Origin of the sequence: Erythrobacter sp. SG61-1L, from assembly GCF_001305965.1 — a bacterium.
Taxonomy (GTDB): Bacteria; Pseudomonadota; Alphaproteobacteria; order Sphingomonadales; family Sphingomonadaceae; genus Andeanibacterium.
In genome coordinates this window covers 645,926-670,648 of record NZ_JXQC01000003.1, presented here as the reverse complement: position 1 = coordinate 670,648, position 24,723 = coordinate 645,926, and the positions used below count along the sequence as shown (strand labels likewise).

Genomic DNA, 24,723 nt, shown 5'->3' with positions numbered 1-24,723 from the left:
GAGTTCCGACACGGAGGACGTCCGGTAATCGACGACAGGAATTACAAAGCGATCTCATCTTGCGCTCGCTGCGGGCTAGGATCGTACCGCCGTCATTGCGAGTGGTCAGCATTCAGAGTTCCTACCAGACAAATTGGCAGCTATCGGGAGAGTCGCGACCCGAGCTGGATGTCTGATTCAGACTTCATATTAGCTGAGGTCGCCGCGGCAGAATTCGGACTAGGAATCTATCGCTCAGACAGCACCACCCGAAACACCGCCCCTGTACCAGCGTCTCGAACCAGATCGACACCCATTCCGTCCCAGTGATAGTCGAGGTGACGTCCCTGAGTGGGGTCGGATGCACAATCCGGGTAGAACAAGCCGACACATTCACCACCCGGATGCCGGATGCTCGGATAGACAAGACCTTCGGCCCCGCCCCCTTTGAGTTCAACAGCGAGGGCTTGCGATGCAGCATAGTTGTCGGGATCTAGCGCGGGATCGCCTGCGGCAAGGCTCCTGAGATCGTGAAGATCAGCGCTTACCGAAAGGATGATCTCACGGAACTGTGATGTCCAGCCTGGCGCTTCTACAGTGCGAGCCATGAAGCGGGCATGGTGATGGATTGTCTCGAACAGCGCAGTTTCGAATGCATCCCCCGCGTATAGGACGCCGTAGGTCCCATCGGTGAAGCGACTTGGTCGGTCGGTGCTGACATGCGTGAACGGGGCCATCAGATAGGATGCGCCGCTGCCCCCTACCCGGCGGTCAGCAGGTACAAGATCGAGATTGCCGATCGTCGCCATGATGCGGGGATTGGTCTTTTGCTCGGCATAGATCAGCAGCGGCCAATCTGCGGGGTCTGCGATATCTTCGAACAGGTCGATAGGTGGAAAGGCACTGCGGATAATCCGCACAGCACCTTTCCACACGACCTGGGCGACCGGAATTGCCTTGGGATCAATCACCAGGCACCACGTTCGGCATCAAGATAGCGACGCACCCGCATGATATCGGTCAGCTCGCCGCCAAGCATGACGTCGAGTGCACTCGCTCCGGCAAAGGCGGCGTTACCTGCCTTGATCCAGGCGTAGCCACGTTGGGCTTCGGAAAAGATGATCCTCAGCGCCTTGTGGATACCCATCAGGTTGGAGAGCCGCGCCGCACCATCGCGCGAGACACGGCCCGCACCCTCAGCCTTCCACCGCCGGTAGGAGCGAACCGGCATGTCGAGCAAAGTCGCTGCCTGTTCGTCCGTTACTTCCCATTTCCCAAACAGGTTCAGCACGGCGCGGAACATCGCCGCTGCTTCCTCTTGGGTTACAGGATCGGGCCGGAAGGCATGGGGGACGGTATCAACGGGTTGCAGTGCCAACATGAGCATTCTCCATATGGCATCATATATCACTTTAGATGCCAATTGGCAATATAGGACTGCCTCATCCGACAAGTCCCGCCAAGACCGCCACCGCGCTCGTCGTCGGGACGAAAAGTCGCGTCTGATAGCGTATGATCTCTGTGAAGCACCCATGTGCCTTGTACCAGTCGAGGCGCGACGCCGACCAACCAGCCAGTTCGAGCCGCTGCGCGCCATTCACGAGGCTGCGCTTGAGCGTAAGCGCTTCGCGGCTTTTGATTTGCATCGATCGCCCTGTCCCGAGCACCGCATCGACGGTTTGCTCTGCCGAAACGGAATGTTCGTCTTCGAGCCCAAGCGCCTGGCACAGTTCGGGCACGCAATGAAGCGGAACCTCCCGACCTAACAGCGAGCGTCCGTCTCGCGCCGAGATCCGGCTGACCCGAACATAGTCGGAAGGTAGTTTGTCCCACACCGGAAGCAGCAGGCCGGTTGCAAGATGCAGTCGCTCGCGCTTGTGATTTGATGCGGCGTCATCGACCTCCGCCTGCCACAGGCGCTGAAATTCGGTTGGATCCACCGTGTCCCAGTTGCTCTCCGCGAGTTGATCGGCGGTGATGTGCCCATGCTTCAAGGGACGGACAAGCTCGAAGCGGGCCACCCGCATACCTTCGTCTGTGAGCAGGCTGCGCGCTGGGACAAGCAGCCCGATCCGGCCTGAGCGCGTATTACGGAGAAGCTGCTGACGCGCACCTGAAAAGCCGTAGAGCTCCTCGAGGCGTTTGAGACGCAAAGGCTTGAGCGCGCGGGCGATCTCGAGCTCCAGGAGATGCGTAGTCGCGCCCGACAGCGCATCGGTGCGCAGTAGCGTGTCGGTCAGCACATCGTAATGCTCCACCGCAATGGTCTCGACCCCAATGTCGAGCGTGCCGGCCTGGCGTGCTGCATCGATCCGCGCTTCGACGAGGCCGAGAAACTCGTCAAATATGCCGTTTTGCAAAGCAATCGGCAACGCGAGGATGCGATTGAGCCAGCGCTGGATTGTTGGCAGGTCATCGACCATCCCGCCGTCGGGCCCTTCGACCCTGAGCCCGCTCAATTCCTCAAACCGAGAAAGCGTAACGGCTTCCAGCTTGCCTGCGAACAACAGGCCGAACCAGCGATGAAGCGCCTCCTTGGCGTAGGTGCTCTCGAGATTGTCGGCAGGATCGAAGAGGTTCTGCCCACCTGTCTGGCGCTGCCCTCGGGTCAGTGCCCCGAGACTGTCAAGCCGACGTGCAATGGTCGATATAAACCGACGTTCGCCACGCACGTCGGTGGTCACCGGGCGGAACAGCGGGGCCGACGCCTGATTGGTGCGGTTGGTACGGCCAAGGCCCTGAATTGCGGCATCGGCCCGCCAGCCCGGCTCAAGCAGGAAGTGGACCCGGCGCATCTGGTTCTTTTCCGCAAGGTCGGCATGATAACTGCGGCCGGTGCCACCGGCATCGGAGAAAACCAGAATCCGCTTTGTCCCGTCCATAAAATCTCGCGTTTCGGCGACATTGGCGCGCGGAGAGCGCGACTGGAGCACCTGGCGTCCATCGCGCCCGACGATCAGGCGGCGGGTACGGCCGGTGACTTCGGCGACCTGATCGACACCGAACCGTTCGATGATCGCATCGAGCGCCGTCGCGATCGGCGGCAAGGCACAGAGCTGCTCGATCATGCGGTCGCGCGCGGCAAGCGCCGAACGACAGAGAACAGGAGCACCATTCTCATCACTCATCGGTTCGGACCGGGCATTGCCATTCTCGTCCGTGAACACCGCCATCAACCGAACCGGGAAGCTTTTGGTGAGGTAATCGACCACATATTCGCGAGGGGAGAGATCGATTTCGAGTGCTTCACGTTCCGCATCGGAGAGATCGGCGAGGCGGCGGTTGAGCATGGCTTCGGCGGTCGAGACGAGTTGCACTACAACAGCGTTGCCGTCGGCAAGTGCCGTATCAATCGCAGGCAGCAGGCTCGGCAGCTTCATCGATAGAAGGAGCTGCGCGAAGAAGCGCTGCTTGGTGCCTTCAAACACCGAAAGCGCAGCCGATTTGGCACCTGAATTCAGGGTATCGCCACTGTCAGTGTCGACGATCCGGGTTGCCTCGAGTGCTTCGCGCAGGTTGGCATGAATGATTGCCCAGGCGTCTGCATAGGCGTCATAAACCGCTACCTGGTCGGGGGTCAGGCAATGCTCGAGAATCTCGTACTCAACTCCGGCGAATGAAAGTGCCCTCGCCGCGTACAGTCCGAGTGCCTTCAGATCGCGCGCGACCAGTTCCATTGCAGCGATACCGCCATCGCGGATGTCTGCGACGAAGGCTTCACGATTGGCAAAAGCCGTCTCGGGACCCCACAGGCCAAGACGGGTGGCATAGGCGAGATTATTGACGTCGGATGCCCCGGTCGCCGATGCGTAGAGCACGCGAGCGCGCGGCAACAGATTCTGGATGCGAACACCGGCAATGCCCTGTTCCGATCCTTTGACCTTACCACGTGAGCCCTCCCCGCCTGCGGCGTTGGCCATCGCATGGGCTTCGTCGAAGACGATGAGCCCGTCGAAGTCCTCCCCTGCCCATTCGAGAATCTGATCGAGGCGGGTCGCGTCGCTTCGACCCGAACGGAGTGTCGGATAAGTCACGAAGAGTATGCCCTCGCGCATCCCGATCGGGACACCGAGCTTCCATTGGCCAAGGGGCTGGACGTCGATGGGAAGGCCGCCGAGCGCGCTCCAGTCGCGGCGGGCATCTTCGAGCAAAGCTTCGTTCTTGGAAATCCAGATGTGGCGCCGTTCGCCCCTCACCCACCGATCGAGGATGACGGAAGCGACCTGCCGTCCTTTCCCTGCACCAGTTCCGTCACCAAGAAAGTAGCCCATGCGGTAGGCGTGCCCCTCGGCGCTCGCCTTCAAGGCGCAGCCCTTGTCGTCGGGCTCAAACCGTCCCGGCAGATCGCGGGCATGCGCGCTTGCGGCATAGATCAGGGTCTCGGCCTGCGCAGCGGATAGGGCGCCCCCAGCAATGAGGCTCGACGGAAGCTGAGGCACCACTTCGGGCACGGGTGCGGTTATCGAACCCATCGCAACGGATTCGACTAGGGGGGTCGGATGCGGGACAGCATCTGCAATCGAGATCCGGCTCGGCCGGTAGGGCAAATAATGCCCAACCTGGCTTTCGATCGGCGCAGGTGCTTCGAGCGGAGTAAAATCAAGCGGCAGGATCGACGGCGCCGCATCGGTTGGATGGACCTTAAGTGGAACTGGTTTCGTCTTGTTCGCAACCAGCCGAAGCGGCAATGCTGGCTTGATGCCGATGCTGGGTCCCGCGGGCAGGCTTACCCGGTCAGGGAGCATATCGATCAGCAGATGAAGCTCGGCAAAGTTTGCCGGCTGGGCGATGATCGGGCTGGTACCATCCTCAGCCTTGTCGAGAATCAGGAGCCGGGTTGAGATTGAGGTGCCCTGCTTGATGAAACCGCGCTCGATCGTCGCGTTGAGGCGCAACGAGAGGGGACCAGCGATCCCGGCGAGGAATTTCGGAAGCTCGAACCATTCGGGCATCACTGCGACCAGGCGGCCACCGGGCAGGAGGCGCTTCCAGGCAGAACGTAAGTGCCGGTCGCCAGTGCGGCTATCGTGGCCCCTCTCGATACCGTGTGAATATGGCGGGTTCATCAGCACCACGCTCGGACCCACGTCGGGCGTGAGAAGTTCGTCGATCAGTTCCCCGTCAAACCCCGTGACTGTCGCCTCCGGAAACACAACGCCTAGGCATTCGCGGCGCAGCGGCGAAATCTCGTTGAGAGCAAGACGCGCAGTTGCCTTTGCTGCCCATACGCCCAGCATCCCGGTCCCGGCCGACGGCTCGAGAACCAGTTCAGCGGCAGAAATCGCGCATGCCTTTGCAGCCATCCAGGCCAGACGGGGCGGCGTCGCGAATTGTTGCCACTCGATCTGCTCATCGCTCCGGTTGGACTGGGTCGGGACCAGACGTTCGAGGTGCGTGAATGCCTCATCGGCGAAGCTGGAAGACATTGCAGGTGAGAATTCAGTTGCCTGCGCCAGGAACAACACCTGCGCCAATTCAAGTGCGGCATGGGCATCGCGTACGGACCAGCGTCCTTCGGCGTCGCTACCGTCGAAGTGATCGGCCATTGTTGCATTCACAGTGAGCCGTGAAATCGCTTGATCTGCAGCGAGCCGCGCGGCCAGCGCCCTCGCGGCTGCCAGCACTTGCGGCTCGGCGGGATCGGAGAATGCGAAAGCGGTATTTGCGTGTGACATGAGAGACCTCCTGAAGAGGCCCGGGGTTTGTCCGGGTGTCCGTTCGGATGGATCCGCCCGGGGGCCTCACAAGGCCCCAAGCCCGCTTTCCTCTCACCGACATTCAGACCGTAGCTCGGACTGAGCGCATGAGCACATCATTCCAGTCGTCGCCGGTTAGCTCCGGACGCCTGGTGACAATCAGCCGCCCTTCACAAGCGTAGGCCTCTCGCGCACGCTCTTCAGCAAGGTGCCCGCCCGCATCATTGTCGACAAAGAGATACAGCTGGTGCACCGATTCCGGGATTGTGGCCAAGCCGAAGCGTTCGTTTCCTAGCGTCGCCCAGCAGGGAACCTTGAACATTTGCATCGCTGAGAGGGCCGTTTCGTTTCCCTCTGCGAGGCCAAGGCGTCCCCCATTCGGGTACGCGAAACGCACCGCCCCAGAACCGGGGCTGCCTAACGCACGCCTGGGCTGATCGAAAGAAGCCAAGCTGGTTTTGTCGAGGTCAAGGAAGGAGCGGTGCAGCGCCAGAATTCCTGCATCATTGCGCACGGCCGCCACCATCGCGGGTAGAAACCGGACAGCACCCTTTGGCCCCAGCGGCATATGCGGGTGGAAACGCAGCTCCGGCGAAGAAATCGTGATGCCTCTGGACACGAGGTACTTCTCGGCGGGGCTGCCAGCGATGGTCGATGCCTCACGCCAGAGCCTCAGCGCATTGCGATTGGCGACTTCCTCGCGCGGTTCGGCCACGATCGGACCACTCGTGCCATCGAACAGGTCCGCAATTCGTATTCCGAGCCCGGCCATGGCTTCTATCACCGCCTCGTTCGTGCAGCCGGCAAAGCAATGAACAAGAATTGCGCGCTTTCCGAGTGTGATGCTTAGCGAAGGAGTGCGATCGTCGTGGGCCGGGCAGCAGCACATTCCGCGCGAACGCGACCAGGCACCGCCCAGCTGCTCGACTATCTTGCGCGCGCGGTTTTCCAGTTGCAGACCTTGGAATTGGGATGATCGGTGTTGGTGCATGGGGCATCTCCATCGTAACGTGCCTCCACCCGCGCAGCCTCCGCTCTGCGTCGCTGACGTTTCATTTTCCTACATCACATGTTCTATATATGTTCTTTCCCGATTCGACCACCAAAGGATTCGGGAATGAGACTGAAATGGGCAGTAGTTGCAGGGGCAACGACAGGACTTGGGTCCGTCCTCCCCGCTCACGCGCAGGAGATGGAGCCCCCTCAGATGACCGTTGCCTCGGAGTTGACGACCGACGGCTTCCGCGTTGCAGAAGGGGCTGATGGCTTCCTTCTCGTCGAACATGGCATTTGGAGAAAGCCTCCAACGATCTGGTCCGAGCCGCCGGCTACCGATACGGGTCGAACCTATCTGCCCTATCGATATCCAAAGCCCCAAGGCAGCGCGCCATCGGGATTCCGTCGGGCAAGCTACCTTCCTCATGTTTACGCTGCTGAGGCTCAATACTCGCTACCAAGCGGCCTTCTCGACGCTCTTGTATGGACGGAATCACGATATAATCCGATGGCCATCAGCAAGGCCGGGGCCGCAGGTTTGGGGCAATTGATGCCAGGGACAGCGCGGGACCTTGGCGTTTCAAATCGCTTCGATCCCAAGGCGAACATCTTGGGTGCGGCCCGATACCTACGCCAGATGCTGGACAAGTTCGGGGTAGTTCATCTGGCCCTCGCTGCCTACAACGCAGGTCCAGGTGCCGTCGAGCGCGCAGGCGGTATTCCTCGCAATGGCGAGACGCCGGCCTATGTGCGCGAAGTGCTGCGCCATTGGCGTTTTTGAACGGGGGGTGTTGTGAGCGCGGGTCGAATACGCGTCTCGGGAATTTTAAGCCGCGGTAGACGCGGGATGTTCCTGACCACGACAGACGAAGTCGTCTGGATCATCGAGAGCGAAGAACCCGAATGCGAATTCGTCGGATCAGCGGTGATTGTCGAGGGGGTTGTCGCAGGTCGAGATCGTTTGCGCGCAGACTGGATTGGACCGGTCTGATCGATGCCATAGTTATCAGGCTGCGCGCTTCCCTGCCTTCTTGATGTCGATCACCTTCCCGCCGCTCAGATAGTCAGCCCAGTCCTGCATCATCCGGCGCCGGGGAGCCAGATATTCAGCGGCATTGTAAGCTCCACGCACGTCGTTTTTCTCCGAATGCGCGAGCTGTAGTTCGACCCAATCCTCATGGTATTTCCTGATCCACATGGGCGGCTTGCCGAACTCGACCAACTGCTCATTGGCCCAGGTGCTCGCCAAGCCCCGGAAGCCGTGTACGGTTTGGCGACTGTGGTATCCGAGGCGATAGAGCGCGTAGATCATTGTGTTCTCTGAAAGCGGCTTGTTCGGGCCGTTACCCGGGAAGAGAAACTCGCCAGGCGCTGCTGCTATCATAGATTTCGCGATGTGCGTTGCCTGCTGCGAGAGGGGAACCAAATGCTCTCGTCCCATCTTCATTCGCTCGGCCGGTATGCGCCAGACAGGTGATTTGCCGCCGAGGTCTTCGAACTCGGATTTGGCGGCGAAGCGGAGCTCCTTCGTTCGAACCCAAGTCAGGAGCGCAAAGAGAACTGCGTCACGGGTGATTGAGGACCGTCGTTCGCCATCTTCCTGGTAGGCATGCAGCTTCTCGATGAATGCGGGCAATTCGCTGAGCGGCAGCCGGCTCATATGCTTCACTCGTGGTCGCGGCTTTAGCGCCCCACGCAGATGTGTCGTCGGATCATTCGAGGCCAGGCCACACGCGATTGCGAACTGGAAGACTTGCCCAACCCCTTGCTTCGCACGCCGGCTGATATCGAGCGCGCCTCTTGCTTCGATTTTGCGTATCATTGCCAGGACGTCGGGCGCAGTGATTTCATGCACGAGTTTCTCGCCGATGGCTGGAAACACGTCCCTTTCCATGCGCGACCAGACACGTTCGGCGTGCGCGGCATTCAACGCGCTCTTTCGATTTTCATGCCAGCGCTTTGCGACATCAAAGAAAGTGGCACTCTCCTGCGAGATCACTTCCCCCTTGGATTTCGTTGGATCCTTGCCCTCGGCTAGCAACGCCTTTGCGGCTGTGCGCTTGGCACGCGCTGCAGCTATCCCGAGGTCTGGGTAAGCGCCGAACGAGAGCAACTTCTCCTTGCCTGCGAAGCGGTACTTCATCCGCCACAACTTTGATCCGTTCGGCTGGACGAACAGGAATAAGCCCTCCCCGTCGGCCAGCTTGTAGGCGCGATCACTTGGCTTGGAATTTCGGGCCTGAGTCTCCGTGAGAGGCATTGGGGGTATCGCTCCTTTCCGACACTCCGCGAAAATACCCCCAAAATACCCCCACACCAAATCTGGCTGCATGTGGAAGACCATGGGCGCATGCGGACGCGAATCACCCGCAACCCTCTGCTTTTCTTTCGATTTTTGGAAAAATGCGGACGCTTGTGGAAGCTTCCGGATCAAAGGATGGTAGCGGAGGAGGGACTCGAACCCCCGACACGCGGATTATGATTCCGCTGCTCTAACCGGCTGAGCTACTCCGCCCCAAGGTCAAAAGCCCTTTGAGCTTGCCCCCCGTGTCACGGTGGGCAGGCGGCGCATTTAGGTTGGAGTTTTGCCCCGGTCAACCGCGAAACGGATATTGTGCAATCTCTCGCCACAATCCTTCTTCCCAGGCGTAGAGTCCGAAGCCGCGAAAGACGAATTTCCGCCGTTCGTTGAGCTGGGCCAGCTCTGTCTGCAGTGCCCTGGCCGCAGCCGGCTCGACCTTGTTTTGCACAGTAATGTGCAAGCGCAGCCTGCGATCGTCCTGCATGGTCAGCAGCCCATGGAGTCGCTCGGCCATGATGGAATGAAGCTGAACCATTGCCGGACTATCGACATCGAAGGCCGTTCCGCGGCCCAGATTCATGATTCCCCCGATCCTGGCTTCAGGCGGCGGACCCTTCGCCAGATCGGCAAGCAGCCGCCTTACCTCACCTTCCGCAGAAGGAGGCAGGGCATGGAACAGCGTGACATGAGCCCGCAGGCGATTGCGCTCAGGCGGATAATGCGCGCGCCGCAAGGTATCGGCCCAAGCCAACACGTCGCCCGGCAATTCGGCGGTAATCAGCAGCGGCGCAGTTCCCATCAGGGAAGCCCCTCAGCCGGTATCAGCCTGGAAAGGCCGGATCAGATTCCGATTTTTCGCATGTGGTCAGGATCTGCTCGAGGGCGTCATTGAAGCTCGAATCATCCATGGCATTCAGCGTGCTGGCCAGATCATCGGCCACCTTGTCGAATTCGGCGTCATGCCGCTCGTTGAAGCCATCGGGATAGGTGCTGGCGATGTAATCGTGCCAGGTTTGCGCGAGATAGGCATCAATCTCTGCATTGCCGTCGTCCTGACCTTCGGCATCCTGGCTCAACAGGACATAGAATGCCTCACAGGTTAGCGCCTTGGCATAGTCGGCCGAATCACCTTGAGTCGACAAACCTTGCGCTGACACTTGCGCCGGAAATGCCAGAAGTGCCGATGTTACAAGTGCGGCGCCGACAATGCGATCGAACATGCCACTGTTTCCTTTTACGGCCCGCAGCGTCACTCTATTTCGCCGCGCTGGCGACGCAGGGCAAACCAGCGGGCGACATTGGCGTTGTGCTGTTCCAGCGTATCGGCAAAGACGTGGCCGCCCTTCCCGTCCGCCACCATATAAAGCGCACTTGTCTGGGCCGGTGCAAGCACTGCCTCAATCGATTCGCGGCCGGGATTGGTAATTGGCCCCTTTGGCAGGCCCACCATGGTGTAGGTGTTGTAGTCGTTCACCGCCGCGATTTCCGACTGGCGGATACGGCGGCCGAGCGGCTTGCCCTTGGTTATCGGGTAAATGATCGTGGGATCTGCCTGCAGCAGCATGCCGGTACGCACGCGGTTGGAATAGAGGCCCGCCACCATCTTGCGTTCGGAGGCGACGCCGGTTTCCTTTTCCACGATGGAAGCAAGGACCAACGCCTCACGGGGACTCTTGGCCACGGTGCGCGGTGAGCGCTTGTCCCAAGCCGCAGCCAGTTCCTTGGCCATGGCCGCCTGCATCCGCTGCAGCACGGCGGCGCGGCTTTCTCCGCGTGCGAAATCATAGCTGTCGGGCAAGACCGACCCTTCCGGAGGCACGGGGATGCTGCCGGTGAGGAGCTTCTCACCCATCAGCCTTTCATAGACCAGGATCGAGGGCATCCCTTCCGGGATGGTGACCATCCGGCGAATGACATCCCCGCTCTGCAAGGTCGCCATGATCTGGCGTGCGCTTGCACCGGCAGGAATCAGGAATTCGCCAGCCTTGATCGGCTCATCGCTGGCGAAGAATTTCGCGCGCAGCCGGAAAGCGTCGGCCGAGGAAATCGCGCCTTCCTCTTCCAGCCGATTGGCCACGCCATATAGCGAGGCGCCGGAAGGCACCACGAAGCTGGTGTCCTTCTCCAGCGGTCCGGGGCCGAACCAGCCCCAGCCGAACACGGCCAGCGCCGCCGCCAGCACCAGCCCTATAACCGCAAGCGGTTTCATCAGCGGGTTGCGGCGGCGCCGCGCCATGCGTCAGTCGACCTGCTTCAACACCAGGCTGGCATTGGTGCCGCCGAAGCCGAAGCTGTTGTTCAGCACCGCGCGTACGGGGCGCTTCTTGGCCGTGTAGGGCACCAGATCCACGCCCTCGCAGCTCTCCGACGGATTATCCAGGTTGAGCGTGGGGGGCACGATCTGATCGCGCAGAGCCAGGATACAGAAGATGCTCTCAACGGCACCTGCGCCACCCAGAAGGTGGCCGATGGCGGACTTGGTCGAGCTCATCGAGACATGGCTCATCGCATCGCCGAACAGGCGGCGCACAGCGCCCAGTTCCAACTCGTCTCCCATCGGGGTCGAAGTGCCGTGGGCGTTGATATAGTCGATGTCGTCCGGCGTCATTCCGGCCTTGCGCAGCGCCATTTCCATGGAGCGGAACGCGCCGGAACCTTCCGGATGCGGCGCCGTGACGTGATAGGCATCGCCCGACAGGCCATAGCCGACCACTTCGGCATAGATCTTCGCGCCGCGCGCCTTGGCATGCTCATATTCCTCGAGCACCACCACACCAGCGCCCTCGCCCATCACGAAGCCATCGCGATCCTTGTCGTAAGGACGGCTGGCCTTCTCGGGCTGGTCGTTGAAATTGGTGGAGAGGGCACGTGCCTGTGCGAAACCGGCAATACCGATCGGGCACACCGTGCTTTCCGCACCGCCCGCCAGCATGATGTCGGCATCGCCGTCCTTGATCATGCGCGCCGCGTCACCGATCGAGTGTGCGCCGGTGGAGCAAGCCGTTACGACCGCATGGTTCGGACCCATCAGGCCGTATTTGATCGAGACCTGACCGGAGATCAGGTTGATCAGGCGGCCATGCACGAAGTGCGGCGAAACGCGGCTCGGCCCCTTTTCATAAAGGACGATCGATTCCTTCTCGATCCCCGGAAGGCCACCAATGCCCGAACCGATGGAGCAGCCAGCACGCAGGCGCGTCGCTTCGTCCATATCGGTAAGGCCGGCGTCTTCGATGGCCTGACCGGCAGCATCGATGCCGAACACGATGAACGGATCGACCTGGCGCTGGATCTTGTGATCGACGCGCTTGTCCGCATCGAAGCCCCAGGGATGATCGGCCGGCTTCACTTCACAGGCGATCCGACACTTCTGATCCGAAGCATCGAACTTTGTAATGGGGCCCGCCCCGCTCTTGCCGGCAAGGATGTTGGACCAGGTGGTCTCGACATCGGCACCCAAGGGGGTGACAAGCCCAAGACCGGTTACGACCACACGACGCATATCACTCTCCAAAGTCACGAAAGGCCCAGCCATCTAACGGCTGAGCCTTCCATCCCCGTCACGTCCGGCGGGACCATACGCTAAGGGGCGTAAGGGCGATCAGCCCTTGTGATCTTCGATGTACTTGTTGGCATCACCGACGGTTGCGATCTTCTCGGCCGCATCGTCGGGGATTTCGACGCCGAATTCTTCTTCGAACGCCATCACCAGCTCGACGATGTCGAGGCTGTCTGCACCCAGATCGTCGATGAAGCTGGCATCGGGCGTGACCTTGTCGGCTTCGACACCAAGGTGTTCGACAACGATCTTCTTCACGCGTTCGGCGGTATCGCTCATGGAAATCCCTCTCAAAGGAACGTTAATCTCTCGGCCTTCGCCCCTAAAGAAGCCCGCGCGCGCTGGCAAGTGCCATGGGCCAACCTGCCGCAACGGAAGGGGGGAAACCCGCAATCCCTGCTTCACGGGGCCAAACCAATGCTTGCCGCATCGCCCACCTTGAACGCCCCGTTTCGCGCCATACCTACGATGCGCACCTCAACTCTTCGGAGCCTTCCCCCCATGACCACCCCCACCCCTTCCACCGCCGCACTTTTCCGCCCTTTCCGCTTCAAATCGCTGGAAATGAAGAACCGCATCGTGATGGCACCGATGACGCGGACCAAGGCACCGGAAGGCATTCCCGGCAAGGCCAATGCCGAATATTACCGGCGCCGCGCGGAAGGCAGCGTGGGCCTGATCCTGTCTGAAGGCACGGTGATCGACCGTCCGGCCTCGCGCAACGATCCGGGCATTCCCTTTTTCCACGGCGAAGAAGCTCTGGCCGGCTGGAAAGGCGTGATTGACGCGGTTCACGAGGCCGGCGGCAAGATGGGCCCGCAAATCTGGCACACCGGTTCGACGATGACCGGCAGCGGCTGGGAACCGTCCAGCCCGGTGGAAAGCCCTTCCGGCCTGCTCGCCCCGGGCAAACCGCGCGGCGTGGCCATGAGTGAGGAAGACATTGCCGACACGGTCGCGGCCTTTGCCAAGGCCGCCGCCGATGCGGAACGGCTAGGCTTCGATACGGTCGAGATTCACGGCGCCCATGGCTATCTGATCGACGAATTCTTCTGGTCCGGCACCAATGAACGCACCGACCGCTTCGGCGGGGCGAGCATTGCCGAACGCTCCCGCTTCGCGGCGGAAGTCGTGGCCGCGATCCGCGCGGCGGTCAGCCCTGAGTTTCCGGTAATCCTGCGCCTCAGCCAGTGGAAGCAGCAGGATTACACCGCCCGCCTCGCCAATGATCCCAAGGAAATGGAGGCCTGGCTCGCCCCGCTGGTTAGCGCCGGGGCCGATATTCTCCACTGTTCGCAGCGTCGGTTCTGGGAACCGGAATTCCCCGAAATCGACGGCGAGAACGGTCTCAACTTCGCCGGCTGGGCCAAGAAGATCACCGGCGTTCCGACCATCAGCGTCGGATCGGTCGGCCTTTCTGGCGAGTTCTTCGGCGCCTTTGCCGGTCAGGGTTCGGAAGTCTCGCCGCTCGACAAGCTTGTCGAACGTATGGAGCGTGACGAGTTCGACCTGATCGCGGTCGGTCGCGCGTTGCTTACCGACGCGCGCTGGACGGCCAAGGTCGAAACCGGCGACTTCGATCACCTGTTGGGGTTCGATCCCGCTTCTCTGGCAGAACTCGCCTGATCCGGCCGGGGCGGCGCGCTAGCTGCGTGTCGCCTCCCATGCCTTCCACAGGGCGTGCCAGCGCTCTGTGAAGGCCTCGCCGCTCTCTGCCAGCAACCTTCCGCACAACAGCCTTGCCCGGCTTTCCAGGGCGGCACTTTCCCGCTCCGCCAGTGCGAAGACCGGTGCAAGCTCCTCGCCCGTGCCGAAATGGATGCCGTCCCTCACCAGCCGGGCAGTCAGCACTGCCAGATCGTGATGATGGCCCAGCGTATGGGCCAGATCGTCCGCCACCATCGCCCGTGCCTCCATCGCCTCGGGCCACAGGCCGCCCAGAAGGCGGGCATGGCACCAGTGATAGCGGACATGCTTGCGCAGTTCGTGGAAGTCCTTCGGCCTGCCTCTGGACAGGGCGCGCGCGCCGTCTTTCAGCATGTGGCCATAGGTGATGGCCGCGCCTTCGCCGACCACGCGCCAGCCCTCGCCATCGACGGACCAGAATTCCGCGCGCGAGGCCAGTGCGCGCAGCCGGTCGCGCGACTTGCGGAGCAGATCGTCCACCCGCTCTGCCTCCCGCTCGGCCTCCCGCTCCGAAGCCAGATGGCTGTGGATACGCTTGAGCATATGCCGCGCGGCCTTGCCCGCCGCCTGATCCGCCAATACCTCCAGCGTATCGAGCATCACCTTGGCATCGCGCACGTCGGACAAGGGATGGGCAATGGCGCGGATCGCCCCATCGGCATCGGCGAATTCGTCAAAGCCGGTGCGCATCAGACGGATCAGGCCACGCAGCGTCTTGGTGCGGCGCCTGACCTCGTGAACCGCCTTGGCGGGATGACCGTCTTCTACAGCGTCCAGAGCTTCGCGAATCTGCTCGCCCGCGATCCGGCGCAGGGCTTCGCCCAGCGTCCGGTCATCGTCGGTCAGCGTGTAGGCCACGGCCCGTCGCCGCTTGCGGGCGCAAACATCCCGGGCAACGCCTTGATCCGCAACGCAACCTCCTCCGCTCCGTCAGGAACGGAGGGCTATCACTGCTTGGGCTGCTCCACAATGCGCACGCCCAGTTCGCGAAGCTGCTTCGGCTCAGCCGGGGTCGGCGCGCCCATCAGCAGATCTTCCGCGCGCTGGTTCATCGGGAACAGCGCCACTTCGCGCAGGTTCTGCGCGCCGCAGAGCAGCATCACGATACGGTCCACACCGGCAGCCATGCCGCCGTGCGGCGGGGCGCCATACTGGAATGCGCGGTAAAGGCCGCCGAAGCGATCTTCCACGTCCTGCTTGGTCAGGCCCACCATTTCGAAGGCCTTGACCATCAGTTCAGGCGACTGGTTACGGATCGAGCCGGACGCGATTTCATAGCCATTGCAGACGAGGTCGTACTGATAGGCCTTGATGGTCAGCGGGTCCTGATTTTCCAGCGCGTCCATCCCGCCCTGCGGCATCGAGAACGGGTTGTGCGCGAAATCGACCTTCTTGTTGTCTTCGTCCCATTCGTAGAACGGGAAGTCGACGATCCAGCACAGTTCGAAGCGGTCCTTGTCGATCAGGTCCAGCTGTTCGCCAGTGCGGATACGGGCCAGACCGGCCAGCTTGGCCGCCTGCTCTTCCTTGCCGGCGGCGAAGAACACGCCATCGTTCGGGCCAAGGCCGAGCGCCTCGATCAACGCAGCGGTCTTTTCCTCGCCATGGTTCTTGGCGATCGGGCCGCCGGGGACGCCATCCTTGATGTTGATGTAGCCAAGGCCGGAGAAGCCTTCGCCGCGTGCCCAGTTATTCATGTCGTCGAAGAACTTGCGGCTGCCTGCACCTGCGCCCGGCGCCGGGATCGCGCGGATCACGCCGCCATTGCTAACGATGCCGGCAAAGATGCCGAAGCCGGATTCCACGAAGTGTTCGGTCACGTCCTTGATGATCAGCGGATTGCGCAGATCGGGCTTGTCCGAACCGTAATCCAGCATCGACTGGGCGTGCGGAATGCGGCGGAACTCACCGGCCGGGGTGACCGGCTTGCCTTCGGCGAAATCGGCGAACACGCTCTGGAGCACCGGCTCCATCGTTTCCCAGATTTCTTCCTGCGTGACGAAGCTCATTTCGAGGTCGAGCTGGTAGAATTCGCCCGGCAGACGGTCTGCGCGCGGATCTTCGTCGCGGAAGCAGGGCGCGATCTGGAAGTAACGGTCAAAGCCCGCCACCATCAGCAGCTGCTTGTACTGCTGCGGTGCCTGCGGCAGCGCGTAGAACTTGCCGGTATGGATACGGCTGGGCACGAGGAAGTCACGCGCGCCTTCGGGCGAGGAGGCCGTCAGGATCGGCGTCGCATATTCGGTGAAGCCGATATTTTCCATCTTGCGGCGCATGTCGGAAATGATCTTCGTGCGCTTCACGATATTGGCGTGCAACGTGTCGCGACGCAGGTCGAGGAAGCGATAGCGCAGGCGGATATCCTCGGGATATTCCTGCTCCCCGGCCACCGGCATCGGCAGTTCTTCGGCGCGGCTCTGCACCGTAACGCCGCGCGCGAATACTTCGATCTCGCCGGTCGAAAGGTTCGAATTCACGGTGCCCGCACTGCGGGCCTTCACTTCGCCATCGATGGTGACGACGCTTTCCAGACGCAGGCCATCCAGCACTGCCAGAGCCGGGCTGTCTTCATCGGCCACGATCTGGGTAATGCCGTAATGGTCGCGCAGATCGACGAACAGCACGCCGCCGTGATCGCGCTTGCGATGCACCCAGCCAGACAGGCGCACAGTCTCGCCGACATTCGCGCCGGAGAGCGCTGCACAGGTGTGAGTGCGATAAAGGTGCATCGAATCTCTTTCCATTCGGCCATCAATAAGGCAGGGGGAAGCCGCGGCCCGAGGGTCAGCCAGCCGGGCTGGCCCTTGAGGCGAAGGCCGCCATTTTGTCAAGCCGCAGGCCCCAGCCGGGGCCACCACCAAGGGCCATCCGCAAGGCGCCCGCAAAGAAATGTCGCAATGAAGATACACGACCTTATCACGACGAGCGAGGAACTGGCCGCCCTTTGCGCCCGCTTCGCGACTGCCGATTTCGTCACCGTCGACACCGAATTCATGCGCGAGAACACCTATTGGCCGGAATTGTGCCTGGTGCAGATCGCCGATGACAAGGAAGCTGCCGCCATCGACCCGATGGCGCCCGGTATCGACCTTGGCCCGCTACTGGAACTCCTCACCGAAAATGAGGAAGTCCTGAAGGTATTCCACGCCGGCAGCCAGGATGTGGAAATCATCTACAACCTCACCGGCAAGACCCCGCATCCCATCTTCGACACGCAGATCGCGATGATGGCCATCAGCCAGTCCGAACAGATCGGCTATGCCAATCTGGTGGAAGCATGGCTGGGCACGCAGATCGACAAGGGCGCCCGCTTCACTGACTGGAGCCGCCGCCCGCTGACCGAACGGCAGATCGAATATGCCATCGGCGACGTGACGTTCCTCTCGCGGATTTTCCCCAAGATCCTCAAAAAGCTGATCAAGACCGGCCGGGGCGCATGGCTCGATGCCGAGATGGAGAAGCTCGCCGATCCGGAAAATTACCGCAACGATCCCGGCCAGCTCTGGCGCCGCATCCGCGCACCTTCCCGCAATCCGGTGGTGCTGGGTCGCCTGAAAGACTTGGCCGCCTGGCGCGAGATCGAAGCGCAGGACAAGAACATTCCGCGAGGCCGCATCATGCGCGACGAAACTCTGGCCGATCTCGCCAGCCATCCGCCCAAGTCGCAGGAAGACCTCGCCAAGGTGCGCGGCCTTTCCGGCGCGTGGCGCGAGAATGAAATCGGCAAGCGCCTGATGCGCATCCTCAAGAATGCAGAGGCGCTGCCTTCCGACGAAATGCCTGAGAAGCCCCAGCGCGGCGCGCCACTCGGCAAGGAAGGCGCCCTTGTGGCCGACCTGCTCAAGCTGCTCCTGAAAATCCGCGCTCGCGAGATTGACGTGGCCGCACGTCTGCTGACCCGCTCGGACGAGCTGGAATCGCTGGCCGCCGGTCTGCGCGACCTGCCGATCCTGGAAGGCTGGCGCTTCGAGATTTTCGGACGCGATGCCCTTGAACTGGTGGAAGGCCGCCTGGCCTTCGCCGTGGAAAAGGGCCGCCTCAAGATGACGCGCGTTGAAGAAGTGGTGACCGTGGAGGTCGCGGCGGAGTGATAAAGGACTAGGATGAGCACCTATCTGCCCACCATCAAGCAGCTGCAATATCTGGTCGCGCTGCATGAACATGCCCATTTCGGGCGCGCGGCGGATAGTTGTTTCGTTTCCCAGTCCACTCTTTCGGCAGGCATTCGCGAACTGGAATCACTGCTCGGCGTAACGCTGGTGGAACGCAGCCGCCGCGTGGTGCGCTTCACTCCGCTGGGCAATGCGGTAGTCGAAAAGGCGCACCGCCTGCTGCGCGAGGCCGAGGAACTGGCCGATCTGGTCCAGTCCGCCGGAAAGCCGCTGGCCGGCGAATTGCGCATGAGCGTGATCCCCACCATCGCCCCCTTCCTGCTGCCGCGCATCCTGCCGCGCCTGCGCAAGGAACGCCCGCAGCTGAAGCTGTTCCTGCGCGAGGAGCCGAGCGGCGCAGCCATCGAATCGCTCCACCATGGCCGGGCCGACTGTGTGCTGCTCGCCCTGCCATTCGCCACCGGTGAAGTAGAAATCGAATCGCTCGGGCAGGACCGGCTCTATGCAGCCTTCCCGGAAAACGATCCGCGCGATCCCCCGGCGGAAGTGCCGCCTTCGCTGATCGACGAAGGACGCCTGCTACTGCTGGAAGACGGGCACTGCCTGAAGGAACATGCGCTGGCGGCCTGTAACCGCCCGGAACTGCGCGCCAGCGCGACCATGATCGGCACATCGCTCCATACGCTGGTGCAGATGGTCGATAACGGCCTTGGCATCACTATCGTGCCCGAAATGGCCATTCAGGCCAGCATCCTGCACGGCACTCACGTAGTCGCCCGGCCGCTCAAGTCGGTCAATGCCAGCCGCGAGATCGCGCTGGTGTGGCGCCGCAATTCCCCCCGTTCCGACGAATTCCGCCTGCTGGCCGAGGAACTGCGCGCCGGTTAGCCACTCGCTTGACAGGTGACCATAAGGTCACATATCAAGCGATGCATGGACGCCGTGTTCGACGCTTTGGCCCATCCCAGCAGGCGCACCTTGCTGGACAGCCTGTTCGAACGTGACGGCCAGACGCTGGGCGAGCTTGAGCGGCTGCTGCCGGTCACCCGCTTCGCGGTGATGAAACATCTCAGAATTCTGGAAGAAGCCGGGCTGGTCACCACCCGAAAGGTGGGGCGCGAAAAGCTGCATTACCTCAATCCCGTCCCCATCCGTCAGGTCGGGAAGCGATGGATCTCGCGTTATGCCGAGCCCTTTCTGGACACGATGACCGCGCTCAAGCGACAGGCGGAAACAAAGGACAAGGACATGAACGGCCCTACCCACGTCTATGAAATCTACATCCGCGCCACGGCCCAATCCGTCTGGGACATCCTGACCGACGACGAGAAGACCCCGCTCTACCAGCACTTCAACATGGCTTCGCGCACCCAATGGCGCGTGGGTGGGTCCATCGAATTCCTCATGGCAGACCGGGTGGTGATCGCAGGGGAAATCCTGGAACTGGTTCCCCCTTCCCGCCTCGTGATGACCTTCCACGCCAGCTGGTCGCCCGAAGTGGCGGCGGACAAGCCTTCGCGCGTGACCTGGGAGATCGTCCAGCTGGCCGGCGAGGCATGCAAACTGGTGCTGACGCATGACGATTTCGGCGGCGACACAGCCACCAGCCGGCAGGTAACCGGCGGCTGGCCGGAAACCCTTTCCCGCCTCAAGACGCTGGTGGAAACCGGCGCGGCGTTCGAATTGCAGCCGGAATACGCCCCGGCGTCCTGATCCGTCAGTCAGCCCTGCCGGGTTCAGTTGAACGCGGCAGGGCGCAGGGCTAGGTAGCGGGCGTGGAACTCTATCTGACCTCTGCCACCCTTGCCGGCGAATTGCTCGCCCGCACATCCAGCACCGCGCGCGTGCAGGAAATGGTGCAGCTTTCGCTTACCCCGGCCTTCCTGCTCGCCGCCATCGGCGCCTATCTCAACGTGATGAACCAGCGGCTGACCTGGATCGTCGAGCGGGTCCACATGCTGGAACAGCGCGAGGAAGACGGTATTCCCGACGAGGAGATCGGCCAGCTTCCCGTGCTGCGCAAGCGGCGCAAATTCTCGCATATCTCGATCAATTTCTGCACTGCCGCCGCGCTGCTGATCTGTCTGGTGGTCACGCTGATGTTCGTCAGCGCCTTCGTGAAGCCGCCGATGGGCACCTATGTAGCGCTCTGCTGGATCGCGGCCATGGCGATGGTGTTCGGCGGGCTGCTGTCCTTCCTGCTGGAAACGCGTCTCGCCACCCGCTCCCTCGACGACACGCGCCGCATCTCGCGCAAGATCGAGAGCCGGGAAAACGAACGCGAGGGCTGAGCGCGACGAGCGCCAGCCGCTCAGTCCATGTGCTTGATGCCAACGCGCAGATAATCCCAGCCGGTAATTACCGTCAGGATCGCCGCGCCCCACAGGCTGGCAAGACCAACGAGGTGAATCCAAGGCTGGCCGGGCAGCGCTCCCGCAAGGATCAGCGCGCCAAGCGCCACGAGCTGGAAGGTCGTCTTCCACTTGGCGAGCTTGGAGACCGGGACGGAGACCTGCAGCCCGCCCAGAAACTCACGCAGGCCAGAAACCGCAATCTCGCGCACGAGGATGATCAGCCCGGCGATCACGTGAAAATCGCCCAGAACCTGCCCCCGCAGCCCACCCTGAGCGGTAAGCACGAGGATGACCACCGCCACCATGATCTTGTCCGCGATGGGATCGAGGAAGATGCCCAGCTTGGAGACCGTGCCGCTGGAACGGGCGAGATAGCCGTCGAAATAGTCCGTGATGCCCATCAGGCAGTAGAGAACGAAGGCAAGGCCATAGCCCGTCGCCCATCCCGGCCACCACAGAAGGAACGCCAGCAGGGGTAGCGCCACGATGCGCGACAGGGTCAGGATGTTGGGCAGAGTGAGCATGACGTATGCCCCTTTAGGGCCTGCGATGCCGTTGTGCCAGAGGCGCGAGCAGGCCCGTCTTGTGCGAAAATGCCGATTGCCCCTTGTCCCCCCTGCCTATGCCGCTAGAGGTCCGTTGCAACGAGAGGCTGCTCGCCGGGGCTGAATGACCACGACAACGCATCTGCTGAGGCAAAGGCGCTTTCTGCCGCTTTTCGTCACTCAGCTCCTGAACGCGTTCAACGACAATCTGTTCAAGAACGCCATGGTGCTGTTTGTCGTTTACAGCGTCTATAATTCCGAAGCGGCCGAAGCGCAGTTCAGCGCGATCGCCTCGGGCCTGTTCATCCTGCCCTTCTTCCTCCTGTCAGCGCTTTCCGGCCAGCTTGCCGATATGCGCGACAAGGCGCGGATCATCCGCGCGGTGAAGATGGCGGAAATCTTCATCATGCTGTGCGGCGCGGCCGGGCTTGTACTGGCATGGCATGGTTTCATGACCCACACGCTGGCGATCCCGCTTATGCTGGCTGCCCTGTTCGCGATGGGCATCCATTCGACCTTCTTCGGCCCGATCAAATACGCGATCCTGCCACAACACCTCGAAAAGCATGAAGTGCTGGCCGGCACCGGCCTCGTCGAGGCGGGCACATATATCGCGATCCTGTTCGGTACGATTCTGGCAGGCTGGATTCCGGTCGAGTGGGCAGCGGCGGTCGTGGTCTTCACGGCAATTGTCGGCTATTTCACCAGCCGCCAAGTGCCCTCCGCCGAACCTGTTGGCGAGAAGCAGCCGATCGACAGAAACGTGATCCGGTCCTCGATCGATCTCATCCGCAACACCATGCACGAACGCGAAGTGTTCCTGGCGATCATGGCGATCAGCTTCTTCTGGACCATCGGGGCGGTGCTGTTCATCCAGTTCCCACCGCTGGCCAAGAACGTGCTGCTGGCGACCAAGGAAGTGGCCAGCCTGTTCCTGGTGATGTTCTCCATCGGCGTGGCTGCCGGTTCCGTTTCGATCAATGCCCTGCTCAAGGGTCGGGTTTCCGCCCGCTATGCCCCTGCATCGGTGATCGTGATGGGCATCTTCGTGGCAGGTTTCTGGTTCGTGTGCCGCGCATGGCAGGCCAGCACTACTGGAACGCAACTGATGGGCGTGTCCGAGTTCCTGTCCCATCCGCTGGCCTTCGCTGTGCTGGGCATGTTGCTGCTGATCGCGATTGCGGGCGGCATGTTCGTGGTGCCGCTCTACGCCTTCCTCACCACCAAGGTCGATCCCGGTCAGGCCGCTCGCACGGTGGCTGCCAACAACATCGTCAATTCGGGCGCCATGGTGGGCGGCGCGCTGCTGGCCGCAGGGCTTAGCGCAATCAAGGTTCCACTGACCGAGCAATTGCTGCTGAGCGCGGCAATGTGCCTCGTCTCGGCATGGCTGGCGCTGCTGCTGTTCCGCGCGGAAAAAGCCGCCTGCGCCTGACTGACCGTCAGGCGATGAAGATGGTGACCGCCGCGAAGCAGGCGCAATAAGCCATCAGGAATTCCTTCATGTCCCCGAACGACCAGCGCGGCTTTTCATGCTTGATGGCCAGCGCAGGCGTCCCGCGCCTCACATGAGGCGGAAGGCTCGCCAAGAAGGGATGGCGGGCGGAATCGTCGGTCATCACCAGGCTGCGTCTCATGCGGCCTTCTTAACTCGATAGTAACCATGTGGAAGTCTGCCTTATGCACTGTCGCAAGGCGGGACATTAACCCTGCCCGTTCACTCCTGAGCGGGGACGAATTTCATTTTATAGCTCGCGAAAATCGCCTGCCGATATTTCCCCCCGTTGCCGCAAGCCCGCAGCTTGGCTAGATGACGGTAATGAATGAAACCATCTCGCTGAGTGCCGCACGCCTGCTTGTCGATTGCCTTGCCGCGCAGGGTTGTGACCGGATTTTCACCGTGCCCGGCGAGAGTTTCCTGCCCGTGCTGGATGCGCTGCACGATACCGGCACCATTCACACCGTTACCTGCCGCCAGGAAGGTGGCGCCGCCTTCATGGCCTGCGCCGATGGGTCGATCACCGGCAAGCCCGGCATCTGCTTCGTCACGCGCGGCCCCGGCGCCACCAATGCCAGTATCGGCGTGCACGTCGCCATGCAGGATTCGCAGCCGCTGATCCTGTTCGTGGGCGATGTCGATTCCGGCATGCGCGACCGCGAGGGTTTTCAGGAAGTGGACTTCGCCGCTTTCTTCGGCCCGATCTGCAAATGGGCCGCGCGGATCGACGATCCTGCCCGCATCCCCGAATATATCGCCCGTGCCTATTCCGTGGCGATGGCGGGCCGCCCCGGCCCGGTAGTCCTCGCCCTGCCGGAAGATATGTTGAGCATGACGGTGACGGGCGCCAGCCCTCGCCCGGCAGTCACCCGCCCTGCCCAGCCGCCTTGCGGCGACGCGCTGAGCGTGATGCTGGGCCTGATTGCCGATGCCGCATCTCCGGTCGCGATCGTCGGCGGTGCAGGCTGGAACGGCAAGGCCCGCGAATATTTCACCCGCTTTGCAGAGCGCATTGGCCTGCCTGTCGCCACGGCCTTCCGCAGGCAGGACGCGGTTCCGCCCAGTTCATCGGTCTATGCCGGTAATCTTGGCTATGGCCCCAATCCGAAGCTGGTCGAACGGATCAAGGCTGCTGACCTTGTGCTGGTGGTCGGCGCGCGCCTGGGCGAGGCGACGACCGATGGCTATGAACTCGTTACGCCCGAACACCCCGGCCAGATTCTGATCCATGTTCATCCGGACCCGGAAGAACTGGGCCGCGTCTATCGCACCGATCTGGCCATTTGCGCCGATATGCCGGAATTCGCCGAAGCCGCCGCCATGTGGTGCGATGACGAGATCATCCCGTTCGATGCCGGGGCAGAAGCCCATGCCGAATGGGAAGCGTTCAGCACGCCGGGTTCAGACGGCACTGCGCTGGACCTTGCCCGCTGCCTTGCCACCCTGCGCGAGGCGCTTCCCGCCGATACGGCGATCTGCAACGGGGCAGGCAATTTTTCCGGCTGGTGGCACCGTTACTGGCCCTATGAAGGCTTCCCTTCCCAGCTTGCCCCCACATGCGGCGCGATGGGTTATGGCGTTCCTGCCGCCGTCGCAGCTCGCCTGCGCATGCCGGAACGCATGGTGCTGGCCGTGGCGGGGGACGGGGACTTCCTGATGAATGGGCAGGAACTGGCGACTGCCGCACAATATGGCGTGGACCTGCTGGTGATCGTGGTCGATAATTCGACCTACGGCACCATTCGCATGCATCAGGAACGCGAATTCCCGGGTCGCATCAGTGCCACGGAACTGGTGAACCCGGACTTTGCCGCGCTCGCCCGCGCCTATGGTGGCTGGTCCGCGCGGGTCGAGACCACGGAGGAATTTGCCCCGGCCTTGGCCGACGCCATGACTCGCAAAGGCCTGCGCCTGCTCCATCTGGTAACGGACATAGAGCGACTCAACGCCGCAGGGACGACCGTAACCGCGCTGCGTTCGCGCTAGGCTTCGGGCG

Annotated in this window: 23 protein-coding genes and 1 tRNA gene; 9 read left to right on the top strand and 15 right to left on the bottom strand. The window is 62.0% G+C overall.

Annotation, left to right across the window (positions count from 1 at the left end; translation table 11 throughout):
• Nucleotides 1-227: 227 nt before the first annotated feature.
• The 4 genes from SZ64_RS03445 to SZ64_RS03430 all read right to left on the bottom strand — a co-directional run bounded on the left by SZ64_RS03445 (nucleotide 228) and on the right by SZ64_RS03430 (nucleotide 6,666).
• Nucleotides 228-950, bottom strand: coding sequence for an RES family NAD+ phosphorylase (locus SZ64_RS03445; RefSeq protein ID WP_013832722.1), 723 nt, complete (start codon nucleotides 948-950; stop codon nucleotides 228-230).
• Nucleotides 947-1,360, bottom strand: a complete 414-nt coding sequence (locus SZ64_RS03440) for an MbcA/ParS/Xre antitoxin family protein (RefSeq protein WP_013832721.1) — start codon at nucleotides 1,358-1,360, stop codon at nucleotides 947-949. Before SZ64_RS03440 ends, SZ64_RS03445 begins: the two co-directional genes overlap by 4 nt.
• 61 nt (nucleotides 1,361-1,421) lie before the next feature.
• A complete protein-coding gene (locus SZ64_RS03435) occupies nucleotides 1,422-5,654 on the bottom strand; it encodes a strawberry notch family protein (RefSeq protein WP_013832720.1) in 4,233 nt (1,410 codons plus the stop codon).
• Between the two features lie 103 nt (nucleotides 5,655-5,757).
• Nucleotides 5,758-6,666 (bottom strand): toprim domain-containing protein, encoded by a 909-nt coding sequence (locus SZ64_RS03430; RefSeq protein ID WP_013832719.1) that lies wholly within the window; start codon nucleotides 6,664-6,666, stop codon nucleotides 5,758-5,760.
• A gap of 216 nt (nucleotides 6,667-6,882) precedes the next feature.
• Between SZ64_RS03430 and SZ64_RS03425 the strand changes: the two genes are divergently transcribed.
• Nucleotides 6,883-7,452, top strand: a complete 570-nt coding sequence (locus SZ64_RS03425; protein WP_230291018.1) for a lytic transglycosylase domain-containing protein — start codon at nucleotides 6,883-6,885, stop codon at nucleotides 7,450-7,452.
• Nucleotides 7,453-7,464: 12 nt separating this feature from the next.
• Nucleotides 7,465-7,662, top strand: a complete 198-nt coding sequence (locus tag SZ64_RS18895) for a DUF5818 domain-containing protein (RefSeq protein ID WP_046902796.1) — start codon at nucleotides 7,465-7,467, stop codon at nucleotides 7,660-7,662.
• A 15-nt stretch (nucleotides 7,663-7,677) separates the two neighbouring features.
• On the opposite strand, the gene SZ64_RS03420 is transcribed toward SZ64_RS18895, so the two are convergent.
• The 7 genes from SZ64_RS03420 to SZ64_RS03390 form a co-directional block, all read right to left on the bottom strand.
• A complete protein-coding gene (locus SZ64_RS03420) occupies nucleotides 7,678-8,931 on the bottom strand; it encodes an integrase arm-type DNA-binding domain-containing protein (RefSeq protein ID WP_013832717.1) in 1,254 nt (417 codons plus the stop codon).
• Nucleotides 8,932-9,109: 178 nt separating this feature from the next.
• Nucleotides 9,110-9,186: transfer RNA gene (locus SZ64_RS03415), tRNA-Met, on the bottom strand.
• 79 nt (nucleotides 9,187-9,265) lie between these two features.
• A complete protein-coding gene (locus SZ64_RS03410) occupies nucleotides 9,266-9,772 on the bottom strand; it encodes a 2'-5' RNA ligase family protein (protein ID WP_054529546.1) in 507 nt (168 codons plus the stop codon).
• Between the two features lie 22 nt (nucleotides 9,773-9,794).
• A complete protein-coding gene (locus SZ64_RS03405) occupies nucleotides 9,795-10,193 on the bottom strand; it encodes a hypothetical protein (RefSeq protein ID WP_054529545.1) in 399 nt (132 codons plus the stop codon).
• Nucleotides 10,194-10,222: 29 nt separating this feature from the next.
• Complete coding sequence (gene mltG / locus SZ64_RS03400; protein ID WP_193391510.1) at nucleotides 10,223-11,209, bottom strand: endolytic transglycosylase MltG; 987 nt, start codon at nucleotides 11,207-11,209, stop codon at nucleotides 10,223-10,225.
• A 3-nt stretch (nucleotides 11,210-11,212) separates the two neighbouring features.
• Nucleotides 11,213-12,475 carry a beta-ketoacyl-ACP synthase II gene (gene fabF, locus SZ64_RS03395; protein WP_054529544.1) on the bottom strand — a complete coding sequence of 421 codons (1,263 nt, stop codon included), beginning with the start codon at nucleotides 12,473-12,475 and terminating at the stop codon, nucleotides 11,213-11,215.
• A gap of 99 nt (nucleotides 12,476-12,574) precedes the next feature.
• On the bottom strand, nucleotides 12,575-12,811 hold the full coding sequence (locus tag SZ64_RS03390) for an acyl carrier protein (protein ID WP_054529543.1): 237 nt from the start codon (nucleotides 12,809-12,811) through the stop codon (nucleotides 12,575-12,577).
• Between the two features lie 222 nt (nucleotides 12,812-13,033).
• Between SZ64_RS03390 and SZ64_RS03385 the strand changes: the two genes are divergently transcribed.
• Nucleotides 13,034-14,158, top strand: coding sequence for an NADH:flavin oxidoreductase (locus SZ64_RS03385; protein WP_054529542.1), 1,125 nt, complete (start codon nucleotides 13,034-13,036; stop codon nucleotides 14,156-14,158).
• Nucleotides 14,159-14,176: 18 nt separating this feature from the next.
• Here SZ64_RS03385 and SZ64_RS03380 read toward each other — a convergent pair whose 3' ends face one another.
• Nucleotides 14,177-15,076, bottom strand: coding sequence for a CHAD domain-containing protein (locus tag SZ64_RS03380; protein ID WP_054529541.1), 900 nt, complete (start codon nucleotides 15,074-15,076; stop codon nucleotides 14,177-14,179).
• An 89-nt stretch (nucleotides 15,077-15,165) separates the two neighbouring features.
• Nucleotides 15,166-16,947, bottom strand: coding sequence for an aspartate--tRNA ligase (gene aspS, locus SZ64_RS03375; RefSeq protein ID WP_054529540.1), 1,782 nt, complete (start codon nucleotides 16,945-16,947; stop codon nucleotides 15,166-15,168).
• Nucleotides 16,948-17,115: 168 nt separating this feature from the next.
• Here aspS and rnd point away from each other — a divergent pair, with 168 nt between their 5' ends.
• The 4 genes from rnd (at nucleotide 17,116) to SZ64_RS03355 (ending at nucleotide 20,621) form a co-directional block, all read left to right on the top strand.
• Nucleotides 17,116-18,309 carry a ribonuclease D gene (gene rnd, locus SZ64_RS03370; RefSeq protein ID WP_054529539.1) on the top strand — a complete coding sequence of 398 codons (1,194 nt, stop codon included), beginning with the start codon at nucleotides 17,116-17,118 and terminating at the stop codon, nucleotides 18,307-18,309.
• A 12-nt stretch (nucleotides 18,310-18,321) separates the two neighbouring features.
• Nucleotides 18,322-19,218 (top strand): hydrogen peroxide-inducible genes activator, encoded by an 897-nt coding sequence (locus SZ64_RS03365; RefSeq protein WP_054529538.1) that lies wholly within the window; start codon nucleotides 18,322-18,324, stop codon nucleotides 19,216-19,218.
• Nucleotides 19,219-19,263: 45 nt separating this feature from the next.
• A complete protein-coding gene (locus SZ64_RS03360; RefSeq protein WP_054529537.1) occupies nucleotides 19,264-20,043 on the top strand; it encodes an SRPBCC domain-containing protein in 780 nt (259 codons plus the stop codon).
• 62 nt (nucleotides 20,044-20,105) lie between these two features.
• The gene (locus tag SZ64_RS03355; RefSeq protein ID WP_241772973.1) at nucleotides 20,106-20,621 is read left to right on the top strand and encodes a DUF2721 domain-containing protein; all 516 of its coding nucleotides are present in this window, start codon (nucleotides 20,106-20,108) and stop codon (nucleotides 20,619-20,621) included.
• A gap of 20 nt (nucleotides 20,622-20,641) precedes the next feature.
• Here SZ64_RS03355 and pgsA read toward each other — a convergent pair whose 3' ends face one another.
• Complete coding sequence (gene pgsA / locus SZ64_RS03350; RefSeq protein ID WP_054529536.1) at nucleotides 20,642-21,208, bottom strand: CDP-diacylglycerol--glycerol-3-phosphate 3-phosphatidyltransferase; 567 nt, start codon at nucleotides 21,206-21,208, stop codon at nucleotides 20,642-20,644.
• Nucleotides 21,209-21,353: 145 nt separating this feature from the next.
• On the opposite strand from pgsA, the gene SZ64_RS03345 reads away from it, so the two are divergent.
• Nucleotides 21,354-22,664: an MFS transporter gene (locus SZ64_RS03345; RefSeq protein WP_054529535.1), complete on the top strand. Its 1,311-nt coding sequence runs from the start codon at nucleotides 21,354-21,356 to the stop codon at nucleotides 22,662-22,664.
• A 7-nt stretch (nucleotides 22,665-22,671) separates the two neighbouring features.
• Here SZ64_RS03345 and SZ64_RS03340 read toward each other — a convergent pair whose 3' ends face one another.
• Nucleotides 22,672-22,866 carry a hypothetical protein gene (locus SZ64_RS03340; protein ID WP_054529534.1) on the bottom strand — a complete coding sequence of 65 codons (195 nt, stop codon included), beginning with the start codon at nucleotides 22,864-22,866 and terminating at the stop codon, nucleotides 22,672-22,674.
• A 182-nt stretch (nucleotides 22,867-23,048) separates the two neighbouring features.
• Between SZ64_RS03340 and SZ64_RS03335 the strand changes: the two genes are divergently transcribed.
• Nucleotides 23,049-24,713: a thiamine pyrophosphate-binding protein gene (locus SZ64_RS03335; RefSeq protein ID WP_054529533.1), complete on the top strand. Its 1,665-nt coding sequence runs from the start codon at nucleotides 23,049-23,051 to the stop codon at nucleotides 24,711-24,713.
• The last annotated feature ends 10 nt before the right edge of the window (nucleotides 24,714-24,723 follow it).